Origin of the sequence: Agrobacterium sp. a22-2 (genome assembly GCF_012276985.1) — a bacterium.
GTDB lineage: Bacteria > Pseudomonadota > Alphaproteobacteria > Rhizobiales > Rhizobiaceae > Allorhizobium.
Map to the genome: position 1 here is coordinate 123596 of NZ_JAAXMM010000013.1, position 20102 is coordinate 143697.

Consider the following 20102-nt stretch of genomic DNA (forward strand, 5'->3'; position numbering starts at 1 on the left):
CCAAAGGCAGGGGCCAAACCGACTTTTGCGGCCGGCCGACTTGACCATTCTTTGCTGAATCGGACAATTGACAAAAGGCAGGGGAGCCGGTTCCGTTTGCCGCCGTGATCGAGAGAGCCTGTTCAGATGTCCAAGGAAACCGCGCGCCATTTGCCCCACCATCGTGCCGCCGCCATGCGGGGGCGCGATCCGCACGAGGAGCACCGGGTGGCGACGCCGCTCGAACTGCTGTTCGACCTGACCTTCGTCATCGCCTTCAGCGCGGCGGCCTCGCCGTTTGCCCATCTGCTGGCGGAAGGCCATTACGCCGTGGGTCTCGGAAGCTTTGCCTTTGCAATGTTCGCCATTTGCCTGGCCTGGATCAATTTCTCCTGGTTCGCCTCCGCCTTCGATACGGACGACTGGATCTACCGCCTGACGACCATGATTCAGATGATCGGCGTGCTGATCCTGGCGGTCGGATTGCCGCGCATGTTTACGTCGCTCGACCATGGCGAATACATCGACAACGCGGTCATGGTCATGGGGTACGTGATCATGCGGGTGGCGATGATATTCCAATGGCTGCGCGCCGCGCGGCAGTATCCGGGCGGCCGAGCGGCCTGCCTGTTCTACGCCGGCTGGATCTTTACAGCCCAGATCGGCTGGACCGCCCTGATCTTTCTCGACATGCCGCTCTTGCCGACGGCGGCCTGCATCGTCACGCTTGGCATCTTCGAGCTGGCCGGCCCGATCGTTGCCGAGCGCCTGGGCAACGGCACACCGTGGCATGCCCATCACATTGCCGAGCGTTACGGACTGCTGGCCATCATTGCGCTCGGCGAAGGCGTGATCGGCACGGTCGCGTCGATCTCGGCCATCGTCGAGAACCAGGGATGGAATATCGACACTGTGCTGATGTGCGTGGCCGGGACCGGCCTGACCTTCGGCATGTGGTGGCTCTATTTCATGCTGCCATCCGCAAAGGTCCTGCATATCAGGCGGGACCGCGCCTTCGTCTGGGGCTATGGCCATTTCCTGATCTTCGCGGCGATTGCCGCCACCGGTGCCGGCCTGCATACCGCCGCCTACTATATAGAGCACGAGGCCCATATCGGCCCGGTGGCCACACTGCTGACCGTCGCCTTCCCGGTCGGCCTCTATATCCTGACGATCTTCGCGCTCTACACGTATCTGCTGGGCGAAGGCGACCGGTTCCATGTCTGGCTGCTGGCCGGCACCGGCCTGTTCATCGTTCTGCCGGTCGTCTGCGCCGGCTTCGGCGTCAGTATGACGGTCTGCCTGACGCTGCTGATGTTTGCGCCGGTCGTCTCGGTGATCGGTTACGAGGTCGTCGGCCACCGGCATGGCGACGAGGCCCTCGAACGGATGCTGGGCGCGTCACATTCGACAGATAGCCAAGCGCCGCATTAAAGCAAAACAAGAAGCGGCCGCGACCTCAGGACACGGCCATCCAGGCGGCCAGCCAGATCCACATGGCAAAGAGCGCAACGAAGCCCGCCATGAACAAGGGCCGGCGCAACTTGAGCCGATTTCCGGTCACGTGCACAAAGGCATGGGCGCAGCGCGTAACGACAAACAGCCAGGCCAGAGCGACCGCCACGACATTGTCGGCATCGACGATATAGAGCAGGATTGAGACCGCGTAGAACAACACCGGCAGTTCGAACTGGTTGGCAATGGCTCTGTTGACCACCCGGCTTTCGGCCGGCTCATCGCGATTGTCGCGGAACGCCTCTCGCTCGACCAGACCCGATTTGACCACGCTTGCCCGCCGGAGCGTCAACAGGCCATAGAGGCAGAAGACCAGAAAGGCATGGACGACCAGAGGCCAAAACAGTCCAAAACCGGTCATCTCGTTGTCCTTTCTTCACCAGCGCCAAGCCATAAGAAAAAGGCCCGAACATCGCAATCGACTTCGGGCCTCCTATTCATAAGGTTGGCGAATTAGCGGCTTATGCGCCGCCGGGATAGTTGGGGCTCTCGCGGGTTATCGTCACGCCATGCGGATGGCTTTCGCGCAAGCCCGCGCCGGAAATGCGCACGAAAGTGGCCTTTTCCTGGAAGTCCTTGATGTCCTTGCCGCCGACATAGCCCATGGCGGCCTTGAGGCCGCCGGCCAGCTGATGAAGCACGGCGGATACCGGACCCTTGTAGGGAACCTGGCCTTCAATGCCTTCCGGCACCAGCTTCAGCGTATCCCGCACTTCCGCCTGGAAATAACGATCGGCCGAACCGCGCGCCATGGCGCCCACCGAGCCCATGCCGCGATAGGCTTTGAAGGAGCGGCCCTGATAGAGATAGACCTCGCCGGGGCTTTCGTCGGTGCCGGCCAGCAGCGAACCGACCATGACGGCAGAAGCGCCGGCGGCAATCGCCTTGGCGACGTCGCCGGAAAACTTGATGCCGCCATCGGCGATGACCGGAATGCCGTGCTTGTTGGCCTCTTCGACCGCCGCCATCACGGCGGCGAGCTGCGGAACGCCGACGCCGGCAACGATGCGGGTGGTGCAGATCGAGCCGGGGCCGATGCCGACCTTGATGCAGTCGGCACCGGCGTCGATCAGGGCGCGGGTGCCTTCGCTGGTGGCGACATTGCCGGCGATGATGCGAATGGCATTCGACATCTTCTTCACTTCGGCCACGGCGTCCAGCACCTTCTGGGAATGACCGTGGGCGGTATCGACGACGATGACGTCGACGCCGGCTTCGATCAGGCGTTCGGCGCGCTCGCGGCCGTCCTCACCGGTGGAAATAGCGGCTGCAACCCGCAGTCTCCCTTGCGCATCCTTGGCGGCATTCGGATTGAGCTGCGACTTCTCGATGTCCTTGACGGTGATCAGGCCGACGCAACGGCCTTCATTGTCGACGACCACCAGCTTTTCGATGCGATGGGTATGCAGCAGGCGCTTGGCTTCGCCCTGCTCGACACCATCCCTGACGGTGATCAGGTTCTGGTGGGTCATCAATTCGTGGATCTTCTGGGTGGGATCGGAGGCAAAGCGCACGTCGCGATTGGTCAGGATGCCGACCAGGCGACCGGGGCGACTGTTGCCCTCGACGACCGGGATACCGGAAATGCCATGCGACTTCATCAGCGACAGCGCTTCGGCAAGGGTGGCATCCGGGCCGATGGTGACCGGGTTGACCACCATGCCGCTTTCGAATTTCTTGACCTGGCGGACCTCTTCGGCCTGCTCGATCGGCGTCAGATTTCGGTGGATGACGCCCATGCCGCCCGATTGCGCCATGGCGATGGCGAGCCGGCTCTCGGTGACCGTGTCCATGGCGGACGACAGGATCGGCAGGGACAGATCGATGTCTTTTGAAATGCGGGTGGCGATATTGGTCTGCCCCGGCATCACTTCGGAATGTCCGGGCTGCAGGAGGACATCGTCAAAGGTGAGCGCTTCCGCTCCGGTTGCCGAAATTACGATGCGTGCCATTGCCAATTTCCTTCGTTTTGAAAATGCAAAGCCGCCCGGAACGAATCATACGCCCGGCTGCTCCTGCAAGAATTGCTTGGAAGTTGGCGAGGGCAGGTAACACGTCTATGACAGGAAGGGAATAGCAAAAAGCGGCCGGCCCTGCCCCCAAACTCAAATGGGCAACACAACTCGATGCCGGTGCCTGATCCCATCACCGCATCGACGTTCGAGCGGTCATCGTGCTGGAAATCTCTTCGCGACGCATTCTGCACACTGATCTGTCGCAGGCGCTGGTTTTGCGGCGTCGTAGATTCAAGGCCGTAAAACCGTCGCTTTGATTGGAATTTCGCGACGACATAGAAGAGCGATGAATGATCGGCTATGATTGATTTTCGAAGTCGATCTACCCGAGGACGCCCATGGAATTATTATCTGTCGCCATCTTCGCCGGTGCCCTGCTTCTGAATGCGGGGACACCCGGTCCGAGCATTGCCGCGCTGGTATCGCGCGTGATCACCAACGGTTGGCGCGACGTTATCCCCTTCGTCGCTGCCATGTGGATCGGCGAGGTGATCTGGCTCACCATGGCAATGGCAGGCCTCACCGCGCTGGCCCAGACCTTCCAGTTCGGCTTTCATGTCTTGAAATGGCTTGGCGTTGCCTATCTCTGCTGGCTGGCGTTCAAGATGTGGCATAAGCCGGTGAGCGAGGATGCCGACGATCTTCCTCGGCGGGCCTCGCCCTTGTCCATGTTCGGTGCGGGTATGGCGCTTACTTTGGGCAACCCGAAGATTATGGTATTCTACCTTGCCCTTCTGCCGTCTCTGATCGACCTTTCGAAAACGGGAGTCCGGGAATGGGCAATCCTCGCCGCCGTCACGCTGGTGACGTTGGCCGCAATTGATCTGACCTGGACCTTCCTCGCCCACAAGGCGCGGCTTCTGTTACGAACCCCTCGCGCCATACGGATTGCCAACCGGGTTGGGGCCGTTGCCCTGGGCGGGGCCGCTGCCGCAATCGCGACACGAAATTGATGATCGAAATTAGAGCAGCGGTCACTGAGGATTTGCCAGTCGTCCACTCGATCACGCAAAAGGCTTATGCGGTCTGGTTACCCGTTTTGGGCTATCCGCCCCAACCGATGACAGACGATTACGGCCCCCGCATCGAACGCGGCGACGTTCTGCTGGCTTGTGAGGGTGAAACTGTGCTCGGGCTCATTGCTGTTGAACGGGGTGATGACCATCACCTGATTTTCAGTGTGGCTGTTAATCCGGACAACGCCGGAAAAGGCATCGGACCCCGTCTGATTGCAGAGGCGGAAGATCACGCTCGCCTTGCTGGCAAGGCCCGCATGACGCTCTACACCAATGCGCTCATGAATAAGAATATCGATCTTTATCGGAAGCTCGGCTACCGTGAAACCGGACGTCGCCCGAACTCGGCGAGGCCGGGTTTTACTATCGTAGATATGGAAAAGATGCTGATGGACCCTGCTGATCTGTAATGCTCGCTTATTGGTCGTTCAGTCGGGGAAATCGACGCTTTCGCGACAGATATTTTCAACAGAACGTATTCCCCATTTCAGTTAGAGGCTGAACCTCCGGCCGAGATTTGACATTTGCCATTGAGCGATCTTTTAGCCTGTCTCCTAGCGGTTTTTAAAATCTTCGCCTGTAGAAAACCGATCATGGCCGGCCAACACATGAGTTCGGTCAGAACAGTTCAAATACAGGGGCGATAAAAATGAATTCATTGCAGCAGCGGGCTCACGCCTTCGAAGACAAATTCATGCATGATGAAGAACTGATGTTCAAGGCGCAGGCACGGCGCAATGGGTTGATCGGCCTGTGGGCCGCCGCCATCATGGGCCGGGCCGATGCAGACGCTTACGCAAAAGACCTGATCGCGGCCGACATTACCGAAAAGGACGGCGTCTTTGCTCGCCTCCGTCGGGATTTCGATGCCGCCGGCGTCACGGTTCTCGACGACGAGATCCGCCAACGCATGACCACCCTGCTGCAGGATGCGGCCCAGTCGATGTACGAAGGCCGCTGAGGGCGCTTTTCCGACCTGTCCGCAAACGAGATAATCCGCACCGCCCGGCGGGCGATGCGGATCAAGACACTGAGTTTCGGCAATGCTCAGAGATCGAACTGATAGGCCTTCGGCACGAAGCGGTAGCCGGTATCGAGCGGTTCGACATAGCCGACGGCCGGGAACGGCATGTGATAGCCTAAGAAGGCCAGCCTCTCGGTTGCCAGCATGTCGAAGACCTTCTTGCGGCTGGCGGCAGCGGCGGCCTTGTCCATGTCGAAACGCACTTCCCACTCCGGCTTCTGCAAGGACAGCACGAAATGGTTGGCGGTGTCAGCCGTCAGCACAAGCTGGCGTCCCTCCGATTGCAGCCGATAGATCATGTGGCCGGGCGAATGGCCGAAAGCCGCCATGGCGGTGACACCGGTGACGACATCGGCGCCATCGGCAATGAAGATCATCTTGTCGGCCAGCGGCTTCACATTGGCCAGAACACCCTTCTGGCCGTTTTCGGCCGGCGTGCCGGCACGGGCCGGATCGACCCAGAAATCATATTCGGCCTGGCCGGTCACGTAGCGGGCATTGGGGAAAGCCGGCTTGCCGTCTTCCATCAGCCCACCGATATGATCGCCGTGCATATGGGTAAGCACGACGATCGACACATCTTCCTGGTTATAGCCGGCGGCCGTCAGCCCTTCGATCAGGCGTCCGCCGCCCTGGGCGCGTGCAGCCGCCCCAAGGCCGGTGTCGAACAGCACGACCTCGGAACCGGTATTGACCAGGACCGGCGCAAAGCTGTTGACGAACTGGTCGGGCGGCAGGAAATTCTGCTTCAAGAGATCGGCGACCACTTCCGCCGACTGATTGGTGCCGAAGGTTTCCGCAGGCGCGCCCGATGGCCTTGCGCCGTCCTTCACCACCACCACTTCGAACGTGCCGACCTTGAACCGATGGGTTTCCGGCGGCATGGCGTGATCGATGTCCATCGTCGTGCTGGTCGCCTGCGCCTGGGCCTGGGCGCTACCGGTCATGAGATAAGGCGCGGAAAGCGCACCCAAACCGGCCGCCCCCAGCAATACGCGTCTGTTCAATGAAACCATCCTACCCTCCTGTTCGCATTCGCAGTCCTTCTGGACCGGGCACCTGCCAAGATAGAAGCACAAGCCGCGAAGAAAACCGGCCTCACGCAGACGTGAACGGATCGCGTAAACTTTGCCGATCCGGCATTGGCAGCGGGGCGTTCCGGCGGTAGAAGGATCGCGCCTTACCGTCCCGCCACAGGTCCCCCAGTTCCAGGGTTTTTACCGGATGAACCGCGTCGTTCCGCTTATCCTCGCCGTCGCGCTCTTCATGGAGCAGATGGATTCCACCGTGATTGCCACGGCGCTGCCGGCGATTGCGGCCGATCTCCATGTCGGGCCGATCACGCTGAAGCTGGCGTTGACCTCCTATATGGTGGCGCTGGCGATCTTCATCCCGGTCAGCGGCTGGATGGCCGACCGGTTCGGCGCCAAGCGCATCTTCCGGCTGGCGATCATGGTCTTCGTGCTGGGATCGGTGCTGTGCGCCGTCTCGTCCTCGCTGTTTGCCTTTGTCGGCGCCCGCTTCCTGCAGGGCATGGGCGGGGCGATGATGACACCGGTCGGGCGCTTGGTGCTGCTGCGTACCACCAAGCGCAGCGATCTCGTTTCGGCCATGGCGCTTTTGACCATTCCCGCCCTGGTCGGCCCGTTGAGCGGACCGCCGATCGGCGGCTTCATCACCACCTATTTTTCCTGGCACTGGATCTTCCTGATCAATGTGCCGATCGGCTTTCTCGGCGTCTGGCTGGCGACCGTCTACCTGCCGGAGGTGCCGGCCACCAATCCGCCGCCGGTCGACGTCAAGGGCTTTTTCTATTGCGCGCTCGCCACCGCCGGCATCGTCTTCGGCCTGTCCGTCGTCAGCCTGCCGGCGCTGCCGCCGATCATTGGCGTTGCCGCCACGGTGTCGGGCATCATCGGCGCCATACTCTTCGTGCATCACGCACGCCGCCATAAGGCGCCGCTGATCAATCTCGATCTGTTCCAGAACCGCACCTTCCGCGCCGCCTCGATCGGCGGCACGATCTTCCGGGTCTCGACCGGCGCCATCCCCTTCCTGATGCCGCTGATGCTGCAGCTCGGCTTCGGGCTGACGCCGTTTCAATCCGGCCTGATCACCTTTACCGGAGCGATCGGCGCCATCACCACGAAATTCGCCGCCAAGCGGGTGTTTGCCGCCGTCGGTTTCCGCCGCATGCTGATTGCAGCACCGCTGTTCGCCGCCGCCACCACCCTGCCATCGGCCTTCTTCACGCCGGAGACATCCTATATCCTGATTTCCACCATCCTGCTGATGGCAGGATTTGCCCGGTCGTTCTTCTTCACCGGCGTCAATGCGCTCAGCTATTCGGATATCGGCGACGACCAGGCAAGCCAGGCGACCTCGGTGGGGTCCGTCCTGCAGCAGGTGGGGCTGGCGCTCGGCGTGGCGGTGGCGGCGGCCATCCTGGAGGCCAGCACGCTGATCAGCGGCGCGCCGCTCGACCTTTCCGATTTCCATGTGGCCTTCGCCATCGTCACCGGACTGTCGATGCTGGCAGCCGTGCCGTTCCTGACGCTTTCGCCCAATGCCGGTGCCGCCGTGTCCGGCCATGGGGTGGCAAAGGCGCATGAGGAAATGCCGGTCAAGTAGCGTCGACAACCGCCTGTCATAGTCCAGAAGCCGGTTCCCACATTCGGGCCCAGCCCTGACCGAGATATGGAATCCAGGTAAATGCCGGTGCCAACTCTCCTTGTGGCATGGGTGCGTGGGGCGGTTTATCTTGCGGACAATATCTTCTTCAAGCAATCTGCGCTCTCCCCTGACGCAGAACGTTGGTTTTTGCGACTTGACGAAATTCGCGTTCCTCGGCTCCTCAAGCGGCTGAAACCGACCGGGAGCGGCGAACACCCCACTTCAGCGTCACGCCGAGGCTTGCGATCAGAATGCAACCTACCCCGGCATATTGCGCCGGCCCCAGCCGATGGCCATAGAAAATGGCATCGACAATGATCGCAGTTGCCGGATAGAGAAACAACAGCACGGCGGCCAAGGGCGTCGAGAGCTTCGGCAGTGCGTTATAGAGCAGCATGTAAACACCGCCGGTATGTACGACGCCGATAACGGCAAACCACTCCCATTGGACGGATGACACCTCCAAAAGTCCTACTGGCACCACCAGCGCCAGAAGCACTATGCCGCAAAGACACTGAACGAAGGCCAATTGAGGTCCGGTGATGCCCGTCAGTCCTTTGGCGATAATCGTAACAATTGAATAGAGAAACGCACCGCCGAGCGCGCAGCAGATCCCGAGCAGCCAGGATGCATCGGCAGCAGTCTGGCCTTTGGTGGACCCCGTGGCCAAAGCAAGCCCGATTAGCGCCACGGCAATCCATCCAAAGGTGGCGGCATGCAACTGCTCACGAAAGACCAGCGCGCCGATCACCACCACCATGAACGGCTGGACATGAAAGACGATCGTGGCAACCGCGATGCCAATATGTTGCATGGCCGTAAAGAACAAAACCCAGTTGCCGACCATCAGCAGGCCACTGGCAAGCGCAAGACCGAGCACTTTCGTCGGCAGGCGCATCACCCCGTAAAGATTGCCCCGGATGGCACCATAAAGCGCCAGGACGAGGCCGCCGAGCAAACATCGGTAGAACGTGACTGACAAAGGGTCCGCACCGCTCTCCAGAACACAGACCCCAAGGGTCCCCAACAACATCTGGGCGGCCGCCACGCCGATGAAACCCTGGATTTGCTTGGTCATGCTATGTCCGCTCCTAAAGTCCCTTCGCATGTCTCAGGATATTGCCTTGTCAATTAGATATACAATCAATATAATACAAACATATTCGTTGGAGTTTCCAAATAATCATGGAGCTTGATCATACCCTGCTCCGCACTTTCGTGGCATGTGTCGACGTGATGAGTTTCACGCGGGCCGCCTCCGCCGTGCATAAATCACCCGCCACCGTTTCCACGCAGATCGCCCGGCTCGAAGCCGAGATCGGGGCGGCGCTCTTTATCCGTGACACACGCAATCTGGCTCTGACGCAGACCGGCGAAGAACTGGATGCCTACGCCCGGCGCATTCTGAGGCTGCATGACGAGGCCGTGGAAGCCTTTCGCAAGCCCGATATTGCCGGTTCGATCACCATCGGCGCGCCTGACGACTATATCTCACATATCATGCCGCCCGTGCTGCGCCGCTTCGGCCAGTTGTTTCCCCGCGTCACCATCAAGATCATTTGTGCCCAGTCGACAGCACTTGTGCCGCAGATCGAGAGAGGGGACATCGATCTCGCCATCGTCACGCGGTCGCGGGGAGTGGAAGGACAACTCCTGCGACAAGAGCCTATGGTCTGGATCGCCTCCCGCGATCGGATTGCGCTGGAAAGGTGTCCGATGCCTGTTGCATTGTTCGAACCGGGAAGTCAGGCGCGCGCTGTTGTTCTGGCCGCGTTGGCGAAAAGCGACATCCGCTTCCAGCCCGCCTACGAGAGTTTCAGTCTGTCGGCACTTCTCACAGTGGTCGAGGCTGGGCTTGCCGTTGCCGCTGTCACGCGCATGTCGGTCCCCTCTGCCGTCGTGGAATTGGTGCAGGCTGATGGATTGCCCGTGATCGAACGCCTTGACGTTGCCCTGATACGCAGTGCTGGGTCCAACAATCCACTCTGCGATTTCATGGCGGAGGCCATTCGCAATAGTGCCGAAGGCATGACCAGGTAGGACATTGGACAGCGGTTGACACTTACGGAACACAAGCTGCCCGGCCCTTCGGGTTGGCTGAAACGGGCCGCCTGATCGCCCGGCCAGCTTGGCCGTAGGGCGTGGCTACGACGCGCGCCGGCTGGGCGATCATCCGACTCCGTTTGAGCCAACAGAATGTTTCAATCTAACCAGGAAACGCTCTAGTTAAGCTAAAAAATCGGAACCGCCGATTATTCAGGGGCGTATCTGTTGCAGAACGCATTCGCAAAAGTCGGAGTTTCGCGAAGGATATTTGCGACAGAAGGTATTCCATATTTCAGTGAGGGGCTGGACCTTCGGGCGACATGCTTTATTCCGGCTTTTCGCAGACAGCCGACAGCTTGTTGCCGTCCGGATCGCGCACGTAACAGGCATAGAAATGTGCATGATAGGGCCGCAGGCCCGGCGCGCCTTCGTCCGTTCCGCCATGGGCAAGGGCTGCGTGGTAAAAGGCATCGACCGCAGCGCGGCTCGGCGCGTCCAGAGCGGTCATCGATCCGTTGCCGACCGTCGCGCGCTCGCCATTGACAGGCGTGAGCAACCACAACCGACTGCGGCTATCGCCGGCGGCCCCATAGCCAACCTCGTCGTCCTTGCTGACCCGGCACTGGAGCCCAAGCGTTGCCAGCGCCGCATCGTAGAAGCGCTTCGAGCGGACGAGATCCGTCGAGCCGAGGGTGACATAGAGCAGCATCGCAGCCCGTGCCTCCTCAATCCTGGTTTTCGTCGGCGGGAGCGTCCTCGCGCGCATCGTGGCCCGGACCGGCTTCGCCCTCGTCGTGGTGACCGACGACCATATCGCCCTGGCGGCCCTTGAAGCCCTTGGCCAGCAGGAACATCTCGACCGATTCGGCGCGCGAGGCGCCGGGCTTGACGTGGATGACCTGCTTGAAATTCTTCTTCAGCAGGTTGAGCAGGTCCTTTTCCGTGCCGCCCTGGAAGGTTTTTGCCAGGAAATGGCCGCCTTCGGCCAGGACGTCGATGGCGAAATAGGCCGCGACCTCGCACAGATGCATGGTGCGCAGGTGATCGGTGCGCTGGTGGCCGGTGGTGGGGGCCGCCATGTCGGAAATCACCACATCTGGCATGCCGCCGACCGCCTCGATCAGCAGGCGCGGCGCATCCGCATCGAGAAAGTCGAGCTGCAGGATCTTGACGCCCGGCAGCTGGTCCATTTCGAGGAAATCGATGGCCGCGACGCGGATGTCGCTGTCGGTCGAGCCGGTGACATTGGCGGCGATCTGCGACCAGCTGCCCGGAGCAGCGCCCAGGTCGATGATGCGCTGCGCGCCTTTGAGGATCTGGTGCTTCTCGTCGATCTCGAGCAGCTTGAAGGCGGCGCGGGCGCGATAGCCCTCCAGCTTGGCGCGCTGCACATAGGGATCGTTGATATGGCGCTCCAGCCACCGCCGCGACGATGCCTTGAGCTTGCCCTTCTTGACCCTCTGGCCGAGTTTACGGCCGGTCCGGTTTCCACCGATCGATGCTTTAGCCATGATATGTCCCGTGCTCAACGCTCTCTTGGGCCGTTCGGCCGCCGCGGTCGATGGCGCCGCCAGACGCCGTCATCCGCCATCATGTCGGTCAGGAGACCTTCCCTCAAGCCCCGATCGGCGACCCGCATGCGGTTCGACGGCCAGCGCCTGCGGATCGCCTCCAGAATGGCGCAGCCGGCCAACACCAGATCGGCACGATCCGGGCCGATGCAAGGATTGGCGGCGCGGCTGGAATAGTCCCAGGACAAAAGCTTGGCCTGCATGGCCGAAACCTCGTCGTCGGTCAGCCACAGGCCATCGACGCGGCGGCGATCATAGCGCGGCAGGTCGAGATGCACGCCGGCCAGCGTCGTAACCGTACCCGATGTACCGATCAGGTGAAAATCCTCGGCCATGTCGGCCAGGCCGAGATCGGACAGCGGCGGGCAATCGAAACGATCGAGCATGGCGGCGACCTCGCCGATCATTGCCTCGAAGATCACCGGCGACACATCGCGGCCGCCATGGCGTTCCGACAATGTGACGACGCCGACCGGAAGCGAGGTCCAATGGGTGATATGGTTGGCAAGCCGGCTGGAGCGGTTGTCGGCGATACGGATCACGGCGATCTCGGAGGAGCCGCCGCCGATATCGAACAATACGACCGAGCGGGTTTCGCGGCCGACCAGCGAGGAGCAACCCGACACCGCCAGCCGCGCCTCGGTTTCGCGATCGATGATTTCCAGATCCAGCCCGGTTTCGCTGACGACGCGACGCAAAAACTCCTCGCCGTTTTCGGCGGCCCGGCAAGCCTCGGTGGCGATCAGCCGCATGCGGCGGATCTCGCGGCCGGCCAGCTTGGAGGCGCAGATGCGCAGCGCTTCGACCGCCCGGTCCATGGCATCCGACGACAGGCGGCCGCTGGCGGCGAGCCCCTCGCCGAGCCTGACGATGCGCGAAAAGGCATCGACGACACGGAACTGGCCGGGCTTGGTCGGCTGGGCGATCAACAGGCGGCAATTGTTGGTGCCGAGATCAAGCGCTGCATAGAGATCGGGGATATGGGGTGCTGCGGCCACCGTCGGGCGCGGATGCGGCTCGCCCGTGGCGGAACCGGCAGACGGCAGGACGGCAGACGCGGCAACAGCGCCCGAATGAGGCGACGGACGGAACGCAGAGGCACCAGCCTCGACGACCCGGCCGGCCGGCACGGGGGCCTTGCCGGGAACCAGCGGCCGGCCCTGCAGGCCGCGTTTGTTGCGGGATTTGCGCCGGCGCTTGCCCGCCTTGGCGATCGGCAAACCACCGGCCACCACGATTTGGGCAACGGGCTCCACTGCATGGGTCTGAGGCGCCACGCCGGGCTGGGCTGCGGGCGTGTTTTTCTTGCGTCTACGCTTGCGCTTGCGCGCCGGAGACGATCCATCCTGGTTCGGGGAACGTCCTGTCGGGTCGGCCTTGACGGACTGACCCTCGACACCAGACAATACCGGCAGGGAGGCATTCGACCCTCTCCGCTTCGACTTGCCACGCCGGGAGGAATTGCCCTCCCCGCGCTTTGTCGCAGACGCCCCTTCTGTTGGCGGCGCTGGGCCGCTTTCGGGGTCTTTCACTGACTTTTTCCGTCGCGCCGCGCAAAGCCATCAAGGCATGCCGCTGGCGTCTTTTCGATTTTCGTTGGCGCGATGATACCAGCCACCCGGCCTTTCGCCAAACGGTTTTTGGCGGCCCGGCCGGGCCTCACCCGCCAGGCCTTTCGCGGCCCTTTTGGGTGGCAAAACAGGGCTCATCATTTTCCTGCAGTTTTTTTGGTCCGGGGTATTTGCAAGTGCCGATCTTTTTGTTTATAAGCCCGCCTCACCGGCAGGCGCACTTGAGAGCGCCAAGCAGCCCAGTTGGGGAATAGTTCAACGGTAGAACGACGGACTCTGACTCCGTTAATCTTGGTTCGAATCCAGGTTCCCCAGCCACTTTCCCTGTTAATATTCAATAACTTAGCTCCATGTCGCCAGTGTCGGGAATACCCCCACACTGCACCCCCACAAGGGCGTCTTGGCGATGTCAAACTTCCTCCGGCGCGAAGCCGATTCCTTCTTCTTCCGTCGACGCGTCCCCGCGTCTCTCCAAGCCCGCCTGGGTCAGTCGGAAATATACAGGTCTTTAAAGACCACCGTGCGAAGAGTTGCACGGCAGCGATCAGCGAGCCTGTATCTTGCGACAGAGAGGCTTTTCGAGATGTTGAGTGATGACCCGCAAATCCTATCCGACGCCGACGTCCGCGCTGCCGTCCGGTACTGGCTGGATCGGGAAGAATGGCAAAATATGATCGGAAGGTACATTCGGAAAAACTCCCCGGCCAACCTCAAGAACTATGGAGGGCAGTTCCCTGACCTCTTTCCGGACCTGCTTGGAGATGAACGGGTCCCGGCCTGGGAGAAGCTCAGACGGGAAGCAGTGTGGGCGCTCGAACACGCTGGCTATGACGGCTACCATGCCAGCGAAGAAGAGCAGACGCGGACCGAGGAAGAACTCAAGAAGCAGATCCGGGAGCACGTCGACCGGCGCATGCAAGAACTTTTCGGGGAGACGACGTCGGCAGCCCACGCGTCCGTCGCAACCAGCGCTCCTGAGCTACCAACGAACATGGCTAAGCTGTCCACCTTCCTCGATGCATGGCAGAAGGACATCATTGCGGGCTACAACCATAACAAGGCTGTAAAGGACGCGGATCAGTACCTTAAAACTGTGGAGCTGTTCATCGGCCTTATGGGTGACCTCCCGGTGGGAAAGATCACGTTCGAGACGGCTGCCGAGTTTCGGGAACTGATTCTCCAGATGCCGTCTACACATGGAAAAGGCGGAGCGGTCTCGCCGAAGAAGGAACTTGCTCGCGCCCGTGCCGACAAGACCTTGCCGCGCGTCACCATGAAGACCGCCAAGCGCCACTTCTCGGGCGTGAATTCGATATGGAAATGGCTCACTTTCAAAAAGCTGGTTCCCGCCGGCTCTCAGCCCTTTTCGGGTCACTCGTTTCCTGGCACTAAGTCGAAGAAGTCCGCACGCGATGACTGGTCGCGTGAAGACCTGCATCGCCTGTTCACTTCCCGCGAATACCGTGATGCACCAGCTTCGAGCGCTCTCCACTGGCTACCTCTCATCTCCCTACACTCGGGGATGAGGTTAGAGGAGATATGTCGTCTACGGCCGGCCAGCGACATCATCGTAAAGGACGGGGCGCCGTGCTTCGACATCTCCCCTCGCGAAGGATGGGATCCGAAGACAGAGGCGGGTACGCGCATCATTCCTATACACTCTTGGCTGATCCGGCACGGCATCATGGACTTCGTGAAACAACAGCGAGCCAGAGGCGCAGAGCACCTATTCTCTCCCGAACTGGTGTTGCACAGGGGCAGTATCAGTTCGGCGTTCAGCAGAGAGTTCTCGAAGCTGAAGATCAACTTAGGCGTCGGCTCGAAGACCACGTTCCACTCGTTTAGGCATAGCTTCCGCACCGTGCTGGAATCTACCGACCTGAAGGAATCACATATCAACGCCGTCATGGGACATGAAGGCGGAGGCGGAGAGGGACGCACATACACCAAGCGCGTCAGCACCACTAAGCTCAGGCAAGTGGTCGAAGCGTTCGAGCCCCCTCTTGATCTTGCCTTCCTCGGGTCCAGGGCAACCGATGTCCCGCCACCCCCGGTGAAGATCATAGTAAAGAAGAGGAAGCTGGTACCACCGGTTCTCGATGAGAATGGCAGGGTCGTGCGACGAGGGAAGACCTAGCTCCCTCGCCTCCAAATCGAATGCCTCGACGGAGGCAGTCGGTCCCGCGTCCCGCCTCTGGCGGCGCTTTGCTGACGCTCCTGCGGCTGCCTCGGGAATCGCCGAAGCATGCGCGAATTCCCGCCGTCCCGCCGACAGCGGCGCTATGCTGACGGCTCCGATATGCTCATTGTTCTTTTGATCCTCGCGGGGGCTTCAGCCCCCCTGCCGCGCCTCTGGCTTGGCCGCCCCTACGCTCATTGGCGCGGCCTAGTCCGATAATGGGCTTTTCAAGTCCATCACCGGGGGCAACAGGATTTGGGTCGCTGCGGTCCGTCAAGGGTTCGCTTCGCGCCGTCCTCGCCATGCTCGCCCTGCGGCCTGCGCGTGGCTCCGGGCGGCCTCTTGACTGCCCTTCCGCTCCGGCGGAGCCGTCTCCCCGCCTCGCTTCGTTAGATCCCCATTAGATCTATCTGCACACGCTTCAGGAAAGCCGGTTTCGTCCTGGGCTCCACCTCATGAATGCGCTATAAGATCATTACAAAACAATGGTTTATGGAGATTTTCATGGAGACGGCAGTCACAACGATCAAGGGCCTGGCGGTAGATGTCATCATCACCGAGACGACGCACCGTGACACGCGCGGCATTCTCTTCTACCTGGCAACTATCGTCATCCGGTCACACAGGACAGGCGTCGAGAAGATCGCGCGCCGGTCCCGCATCCCCGGAGCCGGGAAGAGCCTCGCCCGAGAAGTCCAGCGGATGGGGATCCGCGCCCTCGACAGGCTGAGCGACTGATTTTCTACCAAGGCGTGAAATATTTTTCCAAAAGGATCCGGGAACGTCGGTAAGGATTCGAGAATCGGCGGCAAGGATTCGCGTCTCTTCGAATCCTTTCGAGAACTCCTGCGGCAGGGATTCGAGGCCTTAGCCGAACGCGCGCGAAGACGTCGTTTGCGAGGCTAGTGAAATGAAATTCCACGACATCTCACCTATCATCTGGTTTCCTTCGCCCGTCATCAACGGAAGGAGCCACACGGCCATGACAACAAAATCGAGCGCCATCAAGAAGGTCATCGAGGCCTTCGACAACTTCAGGGAAGCATACGACCAATACGTGCAGACGGTGGATACCGCCTTGCCGAGCGACATCGAAGACGATGGGTTGCGCGAGCGGATTGCTTCCCTCGTCATCGGATCTGGTGACGTCGGCATCTACCTGCGCGACTACGGCTACACGGTCGATAGCCTCCGGGCGCTAGGGCGTCGTCAATACTGAGGTCGCTCCCGGCGGCATGTGCCGCTTGGAGCCATTCCAGATCCAGAAACCAACAGGAGACCGATATGCAGACATCCTACTGGCGGACGACGACGAAGACATGTGCAAACACGTGGCCTGGTGCGGATGGAGTGTGGACGTCGTGCAAAGGGCAGCTTGTCGAGTGGCAACAAGTGCACCCGCACACGGGCGTCCTCATGATGACCTGCTGGCACTGTCGAGAGTGCGGCAACGATACCTTCAGGGCAGAGCCCGCGCCCGGCAGCCTCCTTGCGCTGGCCCGCGCAGCGGCCCTTCACACCTCAGCCTCAGCAACCAACGGAGCCTGACATGAACTTGCAATACATCTACGAGACCAGGTTCCCATGGGAGCCGGACGCGGGTCTCTTCGCTGGGAGCGAGACGTCCGCCATTGGGATGACGACCGAGCTTGTCGCCGTACGGGACGGCGTGGTTGCGGACGACGAGGAGAGCGAGGCCCAGTTCGAACTCCTGATCGTGCGGCGAGGTGACGGCTGTGCATTCGCATGGGAAGTCATGGATTACGAGACCTGCAAGACTCTGGCGCAGGGCGAAGCATCGACGCTGGCGGATGCGAAAAAAGCTGCCGAGGCGTCGGCATGGCACGCTGCCGAGAGGATCGCCGGCCGTCACATCCAGCGCGCCGAGGACTGGGTGACCACAGTCGCCTCGGGAATGCTCTCGGTGATCAACGAGGCGGCTAGCCGGGGAAAACGATAACGTCCCGAATTCTGGTGTGTAAATATACCACCCCGCTCGCCGAGAACGCTGTACGGGCCATTTAAACGCCTCCAAATTTGGGCAACGGGGTCAGATGACCCCGTTTTCGTGTCCAAAGCCCGTTTTCGGGATTTCGTCGTAGAATGCCACAACGACGTCGGCCAGAGCCTCGACCTCAGCCTTGGCCGGCGCGCGGTCGCTCGACAGCAGTTCGATGTACGCGGCGTCGAGCGCGTCGAGGCGCTGCCGCTGCTCTGCCGTCAGACGACCGAGGAGCGCTCCGGCATCTGCGTGAAGTTCCAATTCCATGTCGTTCTCCTCCTACTTTCTGCCGAGCTGCGGCCCGGCATCCTCGTCGTGATCGACGTCCATTTCCGGAGCCTGGGACGACGGCGGCTGCGGCTCTTGGATGCTCTCGACGCGAGCGGCGACAAGAGCGCGCTGCACGAGCTCCGCCGGCCCCGCTCCGACCCCCAGCATTCGAAGCTGGCTATGGTCGTCGCCTTCGACCTGCCTGCGCAGCCAGTCATGACAAAGGGACGGCAAGCGCTGTTCGAGAGCGACGCGTGCGGACTCCCGACGTCGCGGCGACGGAGAGTCGAGCTCGCGGACCAAGCGCCGCCATGATTTCAGAGTCGGCCGAAGCCGTGGCACGGGTTTCTCCGTCGTCGCGAGCACGTCCGACTCCGGGTCCAGACCACGCTCGCGGGCCCAGGCATTGCGACCCAGCGTATAGCCTGACGGCGGGTCAAACCGCGTCCGGCGTTGCGGACGAGGAGTGATGGTGAACGTGGGCTCGCTCGGCTGCGCGAGAGCAAGCACGGCGGAGAGCAGCGCCAGGAGTTGCAGTAGCGTCTTCGTCGCCGGGTCGCTCCGACGCTCGCGATGTCGAGCAAGATCGCGCCGCCATTCGTCCGCGCATGTCCGACGTCGCTGCTTTCTCCTGTCTTCTGACTCCTCTCTCATGCCCTTGCCTCCCGCTCATGATGACAGCATGCGCGCCGGCTAAAGTCCGAGCAAACCCTTCTAGGCAATACGACGTGGGTACGTGCGGAGGCTCGGAGGCGTTTAGAATTTCGAAAGCCTTGATGGACCAGTTTCCTAACGTGAAATCAAGTTAGGCAAATTCGGGGGGTTTCGTGCGAGTAGTGGAACTGTTTTGCGGAGCTGGCGGGATGTCCCTCGGCCTGACGCAAGCGGGATGCGATGTCGTCGCGGCATATGATGCGTGGCCTGTGGCGGTGGAAAACTACAATCACAACCTTGGTGGCAATGTTGCACGAGTGGCAGATCTGACGGACCTCCTCGGCATCGTGCCTGACCTTTTGAAGCTCGCGCCGGACATGATCGCGGGCGGGCCTCCTTGCCAAGACTATTCCAGCGCCGGCCGCCGCGAGGAGGCGGAAAATGCGCGACTGACCCTCGCCTTCGCTCTGATCATCGCGACAGTTCGCCCTCGGTGGTTCCTTATGGAGAACGTGACGACAGCGGCCAAGTCGGCAACTTGGAGGGAAGCGCGGACGGTTCTGAAACGGGCAGGATATGGCCTGACCGAATCGAAGATTGATGCGAGCCGCTACGGCGTTCCCCAGAGCCGTCGACGCCTGTTCGTCGTCGGACGGCAGGGCGAGCGCGACGGCTTCCTAGCCTCGGCGATCGCGGTAGCGGCAGCACCCACGCCGATGACGATCCGCGATCTGTTCGGCGCTACCACGCCGGCCGCCGTGTATTTCCCTTCGACCTCAGAAGCGCGGCGTTCGATCTGGTCCCCGGATGAACCCGCGCCGACGATTCGCGAGCGGAGCATTCGCCCCCTTCCGGATTCCTACAAACCGCACCCCGACGATGCCGCCCTAGTTGCGAACGGCTTTATTTATTCCCGGCCTGTCCGGGCCGGCCGAGGCGTCCGAACGGTGGACGAACCTTTTCCGACCATCACCAGGACGGCATGGGAAAGGCCGACGGCGCGCTACCTGTCGTCTCCGCATCCCGCTGACCCTGTAGCGGCATCCGAAACCGCGGTCCTTTCCATTCCTCAGATTTCGAGGATTCAAGGTTTCCCGGTATGGTGGGAATGGCGAGCGACGGCGAAGAGAGATATCCTACAGATGATCGCCAACGCGGTTCCCGCATCCGTCGCTGCCTCGATCGGTCGCGTAATCCTTGATCGCGAATCCGGTAAGACGACCCCGGCGATCGAAGGGCGGTTTGTCCGCTGGCTGACCACGACACGCGGACGATCGCCGCAATCCGCATGGAACGTCAAGTCTCTGGCCGGCCGCGCTCGGCATCTGCTCGGCGGTCGAACGTTCGCGGTCCCAGCGCTGGAGCTGGCCGCGCTCGAATCCGTCGAGGAATTCTGGGCGCTGAAGAAGAACGCGCAATCCGATCTCCGGCAAGCGCTCCGGCTTCTGGCCGAATACCAGGCCGAAGGCCACCTGCGCCACCAGAAGCCGCGCCAGATGACGACCACGGACGCGCAGCCGTTGGCGGATGCCGCATAGAATACCCCCGCTGGGAACACTCAGCGAGGGATTGGGTCAACTGTGTCGG

Annotated in this window: 20 protein-coding genes and 1 tRNA gene; 12 read left to right on the forward strand and 9 right to left on the reverse strand. The window is 61.4% G+C overall.

Annotated features, from left to right (window positions below; genetic code table 11):
• Window positions 1-126: 126 nt before the first annotated feature.
• Entirely contained in the window at window positions 127-1413 is a 1287-nt protein-coding gene (locus HFC70_RS19935) for a low temperature requirement protein A (protein WP_210259351.1), read from the forward strand.
• Window positions 1414-1438: 25 nt separating this feature from the next.
• Here HFC70_RS19935 and HFC70_RS19940 read toward each other — a convergent pair whose 3' ends face one another.
• On the reverse strand, window positions 1439-1855 hold the full coding sequence (locus tag HFC70_RS19940; protein ID WP_168475049.1) for an MAPEG family protein: 417 nt from the start codon (window positions 1853-1855) through the stop codon (window positions 1439-1441).
• A 100-nt stretch (window positions 1856-1955) separates the two neighbouring features.
• Window positions 1956-3446 (reverse strand): IMP dehydrogenase, encoded by a 1491-nt coding sequence (gene guaB / locus HFC70_RS19945; RefSeq protein WP_168475050.1) that lies wholly within the window; start codon window positions 3444-3446, stop codon window positions 1956-1958.
• Window positions 3447-3847: 401 nt separating this feature from the next.
• On the opposite strand from guaB, the gene HFC70_RS19950 reads away from it, so the two are divergent.
• The 3 genes from HFC70_RS19950 (at window position 3848) to HFC70_RS19960 (ending at window position 5486) form a co-directional block, all read left to right on the forward strand.
• Complete coding sequence (locus HFC70_RS19950) at window positions 3848-4462, forward strand: LysE family translocator (RefSeq protein ID WP_168475051.1); 615 nt, start codon at window positions 3848-3850, stop codon at window positions 4460-4462.
• Complete coding sequence (locus HFC70_RS19955; protein WP_168475091.1) at window positions 4462-4935, forward strand: GNAT family N-acetyltransferase; 474 nt, start codon at window positions 4462-4464, stop codon at window positions 4933-4935. The genes HFC70_RS19950 and HFC70_RS19955 overlap by 1 nt, the downstream gene beginning before the upstream one ends.
• Window positions 4936-5174: 239 nt before the next feature.
• Window positions 5175-5486, forward strand: a complete 312-nt coding sequence (locus tag HFC70_RS19960; protein WP_168475052.1) for a DUF1476 domain-containing protein — start codon at window positions 5175-5177, stop codon at window positions 5484-5486.
• A gap of 86 nt (window positions 5487-5572) precedes the next feature.
• Here the strand turns inward: HFC70_RS19960 and HFC70_RS19965 are convergent, their stop codons facing one another.
• Window positions 5573-6565, reverse strand: coding sequence for an MBL fold metallo-hydrolase (locus tag HFC70_RS19965; RefSeq protein WP_168475053.1), 993 nt, complete (start codon window positions 6563-6565; stop codon window positions 5573-5575).
• A 208-nt stretch (window positions 6566-6773) separates the two neighbouring features.
• Between HFC70_RS19965 and HFC70_RS19970 the strand changes: the two genes are divergently transcribed.
• A complete protein-coding gene (locus tag HFC70_RS19970) occupies window positions 6774-8180 on the forward strand; it encodes a DHA2 family efflux MFS transporter permease subunit (RefSeq protein WP_168475054.1) in 1407 nt (468 codons plus the stop codon).
• 223 nt (window positions 8181-8403) lie between these two features.
• On the opposite strand, the gene HFC70_RS19975 is transcribed toward HFC70_RS19970, so the two are convergent.
• A complete protein-coding gene (locus tag HFC70_RS19975; RefSeq protein ID WP_168475055.1) occupies window positions 8404-9300 on the reverse strand; it encodes a DMT family transporter in 897 nt (298 codons plus the stop codon).
• Window positions 9301-9407: 107 nt separating this feature from the next.
• On the opposite strand from HFC70_RS19975, the gene HFC70_RS19980 reads away from it, so the two are divergent.
• Window positions 9408-10262 carry a LysR substrate-binding domain-containing protein gene (locus HFC70_RS19980; RefSeq protein WP_168475056.1) on the forward strand — a complete coding sequence of 285 codons (855 nt, stop codon included), beginning with the start codon at window positions 9408-9410 and terminating at the stop codon, window positions 10260-10262.
• 331 nt (window positions 10263-10593) lie between these two features.
• Here the strand turns inward: HFC70_RS19980 and HFC70_RS19990 are convergent, their stop codons facing one another.
• From HFC70_RS19990 to HFC70_RS20000, 3 genes are read right to left on the reverse strand one after another with little or no spacing between them, the layout of a single operon-like run.
• Window positions 10594-10977 (reverse strand): VOC family protein, encoded by a 384-nt coding sequence (locus tag HFC70_RS19990; RefSeq protein WP_168475057.1) that lies wholly within the window; start codon window positions 10975-10977, stop codon window positions 10594-10596.
• 16 nt (window positions 10978-10993) lie between these two features.
• Entirely contained in the window at window positions 10994-11779 is a 786-nt protein-coding gene (locus HFC70_RS19995; RefSeq protein WP_168475058.1) for an RlmE family RNA methyltransferase, read from the reverse strand.
• Between the two features lie 14 nt (window positions 11780-11793).
• The gene (locus HFC70_RS20000) at window positions 11794-13371 is read right to left on the reverse strand and encodes an exopolyphosphatase (RefSeq protein WP_168475059.1); all 1578 of its coding nucleotides are present in this window, start codon (window positions 13369-13371) and stop codon (window positions 11794-11796) included.
• Window positions 13372-13654: 283 nt separating this feature from the next.
• On the opposite strand from HFC70_RS20000, the gene HFC70_RS20005 reads away from it, so the two are divergent.
• The 5 genes from HFC70_RS20005 to HFC70_RS20025 all read left to right on the forward strand — a co-directional run bounded on the left by HFC70_RS20005 (window position 13655) and on the right by HFC70_RS20025 (window position 17549).
• Window positions 13655-13728 (forward strand) — tRNA-Gln (locus tag HFC70_RS20005).
• 88 nt (window positions 13729-13816) lie between these two features.
• Complete coding sequence (locus tag HFC70_RS20010; protein WP_168475060.1) at window positions 13817-15547, forward strand: DUF6538 domain-containing protein; 1731 nt, start codon at window positions 13817-13819, stop codon at window positions 15545-15547.
• A gap of 501 nt (window positions 15548-16048) precedes the next feature.
• Complete coding sequence (locus HFC70_RS20015; RefSeq protein WP_168475061.1) at window positions 16049-16327, forward strand: hypothetical protein; 279 nt, start codon at window positions 16049-16051, stop codon at window positions 16325-16327.
• 172 nt (window positions 16328-16499) lie between these two features.
• Window positions 16500-16808, forward strand: coding sequence for a hypothetical protein (locus tag HFC70_RS20020; protein WP_168475062.1), 309 nt, complete (start codon window positions 16500-16502; stop codon window positions 16806-16808).
• A 330-nt stretch (window positions 16809-17138) separates the two neighbouring features.
• Window positions 17139-17549, forward strand: coding sequence for a hypothetical protein (locus HFC70_RS20025; RefSeq protein ID WP_107340618.1), 411 nt, complete (start codon window positions 17139-17141; stop codon window positions 17547-17549).
• A 90-nt stretch (window positions 17550-17639) separates the two neighbouring features.
• Here HFC70_RS20025 and HFC70_RS20030 read toward each other — a convergent pair whose 3' ends face one another.
• Together HFC70_RS20030 and HFC70_RS20035 are read right to left on the reverse strand one after the other, a co-directional pair.
• Entirely contained in the window at window positions 17640-17858 is a 219-nt protein-coding gene (locus HFC70_RS20030; protein ID WP_107340619.1) for a hypothetical protein, read from the reverse strand.
• Window positions 17859-17870: 12 nt separating this feature from the next.
• The gene (locus HFC70_RS20035; protein ID WP_107340620.1) at window positions 17871-18515 is read right to left on the reverse strand and encodes a hypothetical protein; all 645 of its coding nucleotides are present in this window, start codon (window positions 18513-18515) and stop codon (window positions 17871-17873) included.
• Window positions 18516-18697: 182 nt separating this feature from the next.
• Here HFC70_RS20035 and HFC70_RS20040 point away from each other — a divergent pair, with 182 nt between their 5' ends.
• On the forward strand, window positions 18698-20053 hold the full coding sequence (locus tag HFC70_RS20040) for a DNA cytosine methyltransferase (RefSeq protein WP_368669757.1): 1356 nt from the start codon (window positions 18698-18700) through the stop codon (window positions 20051-20053).
• Window positions 20054-20102 lie beyond the last annotated feature (49 nt).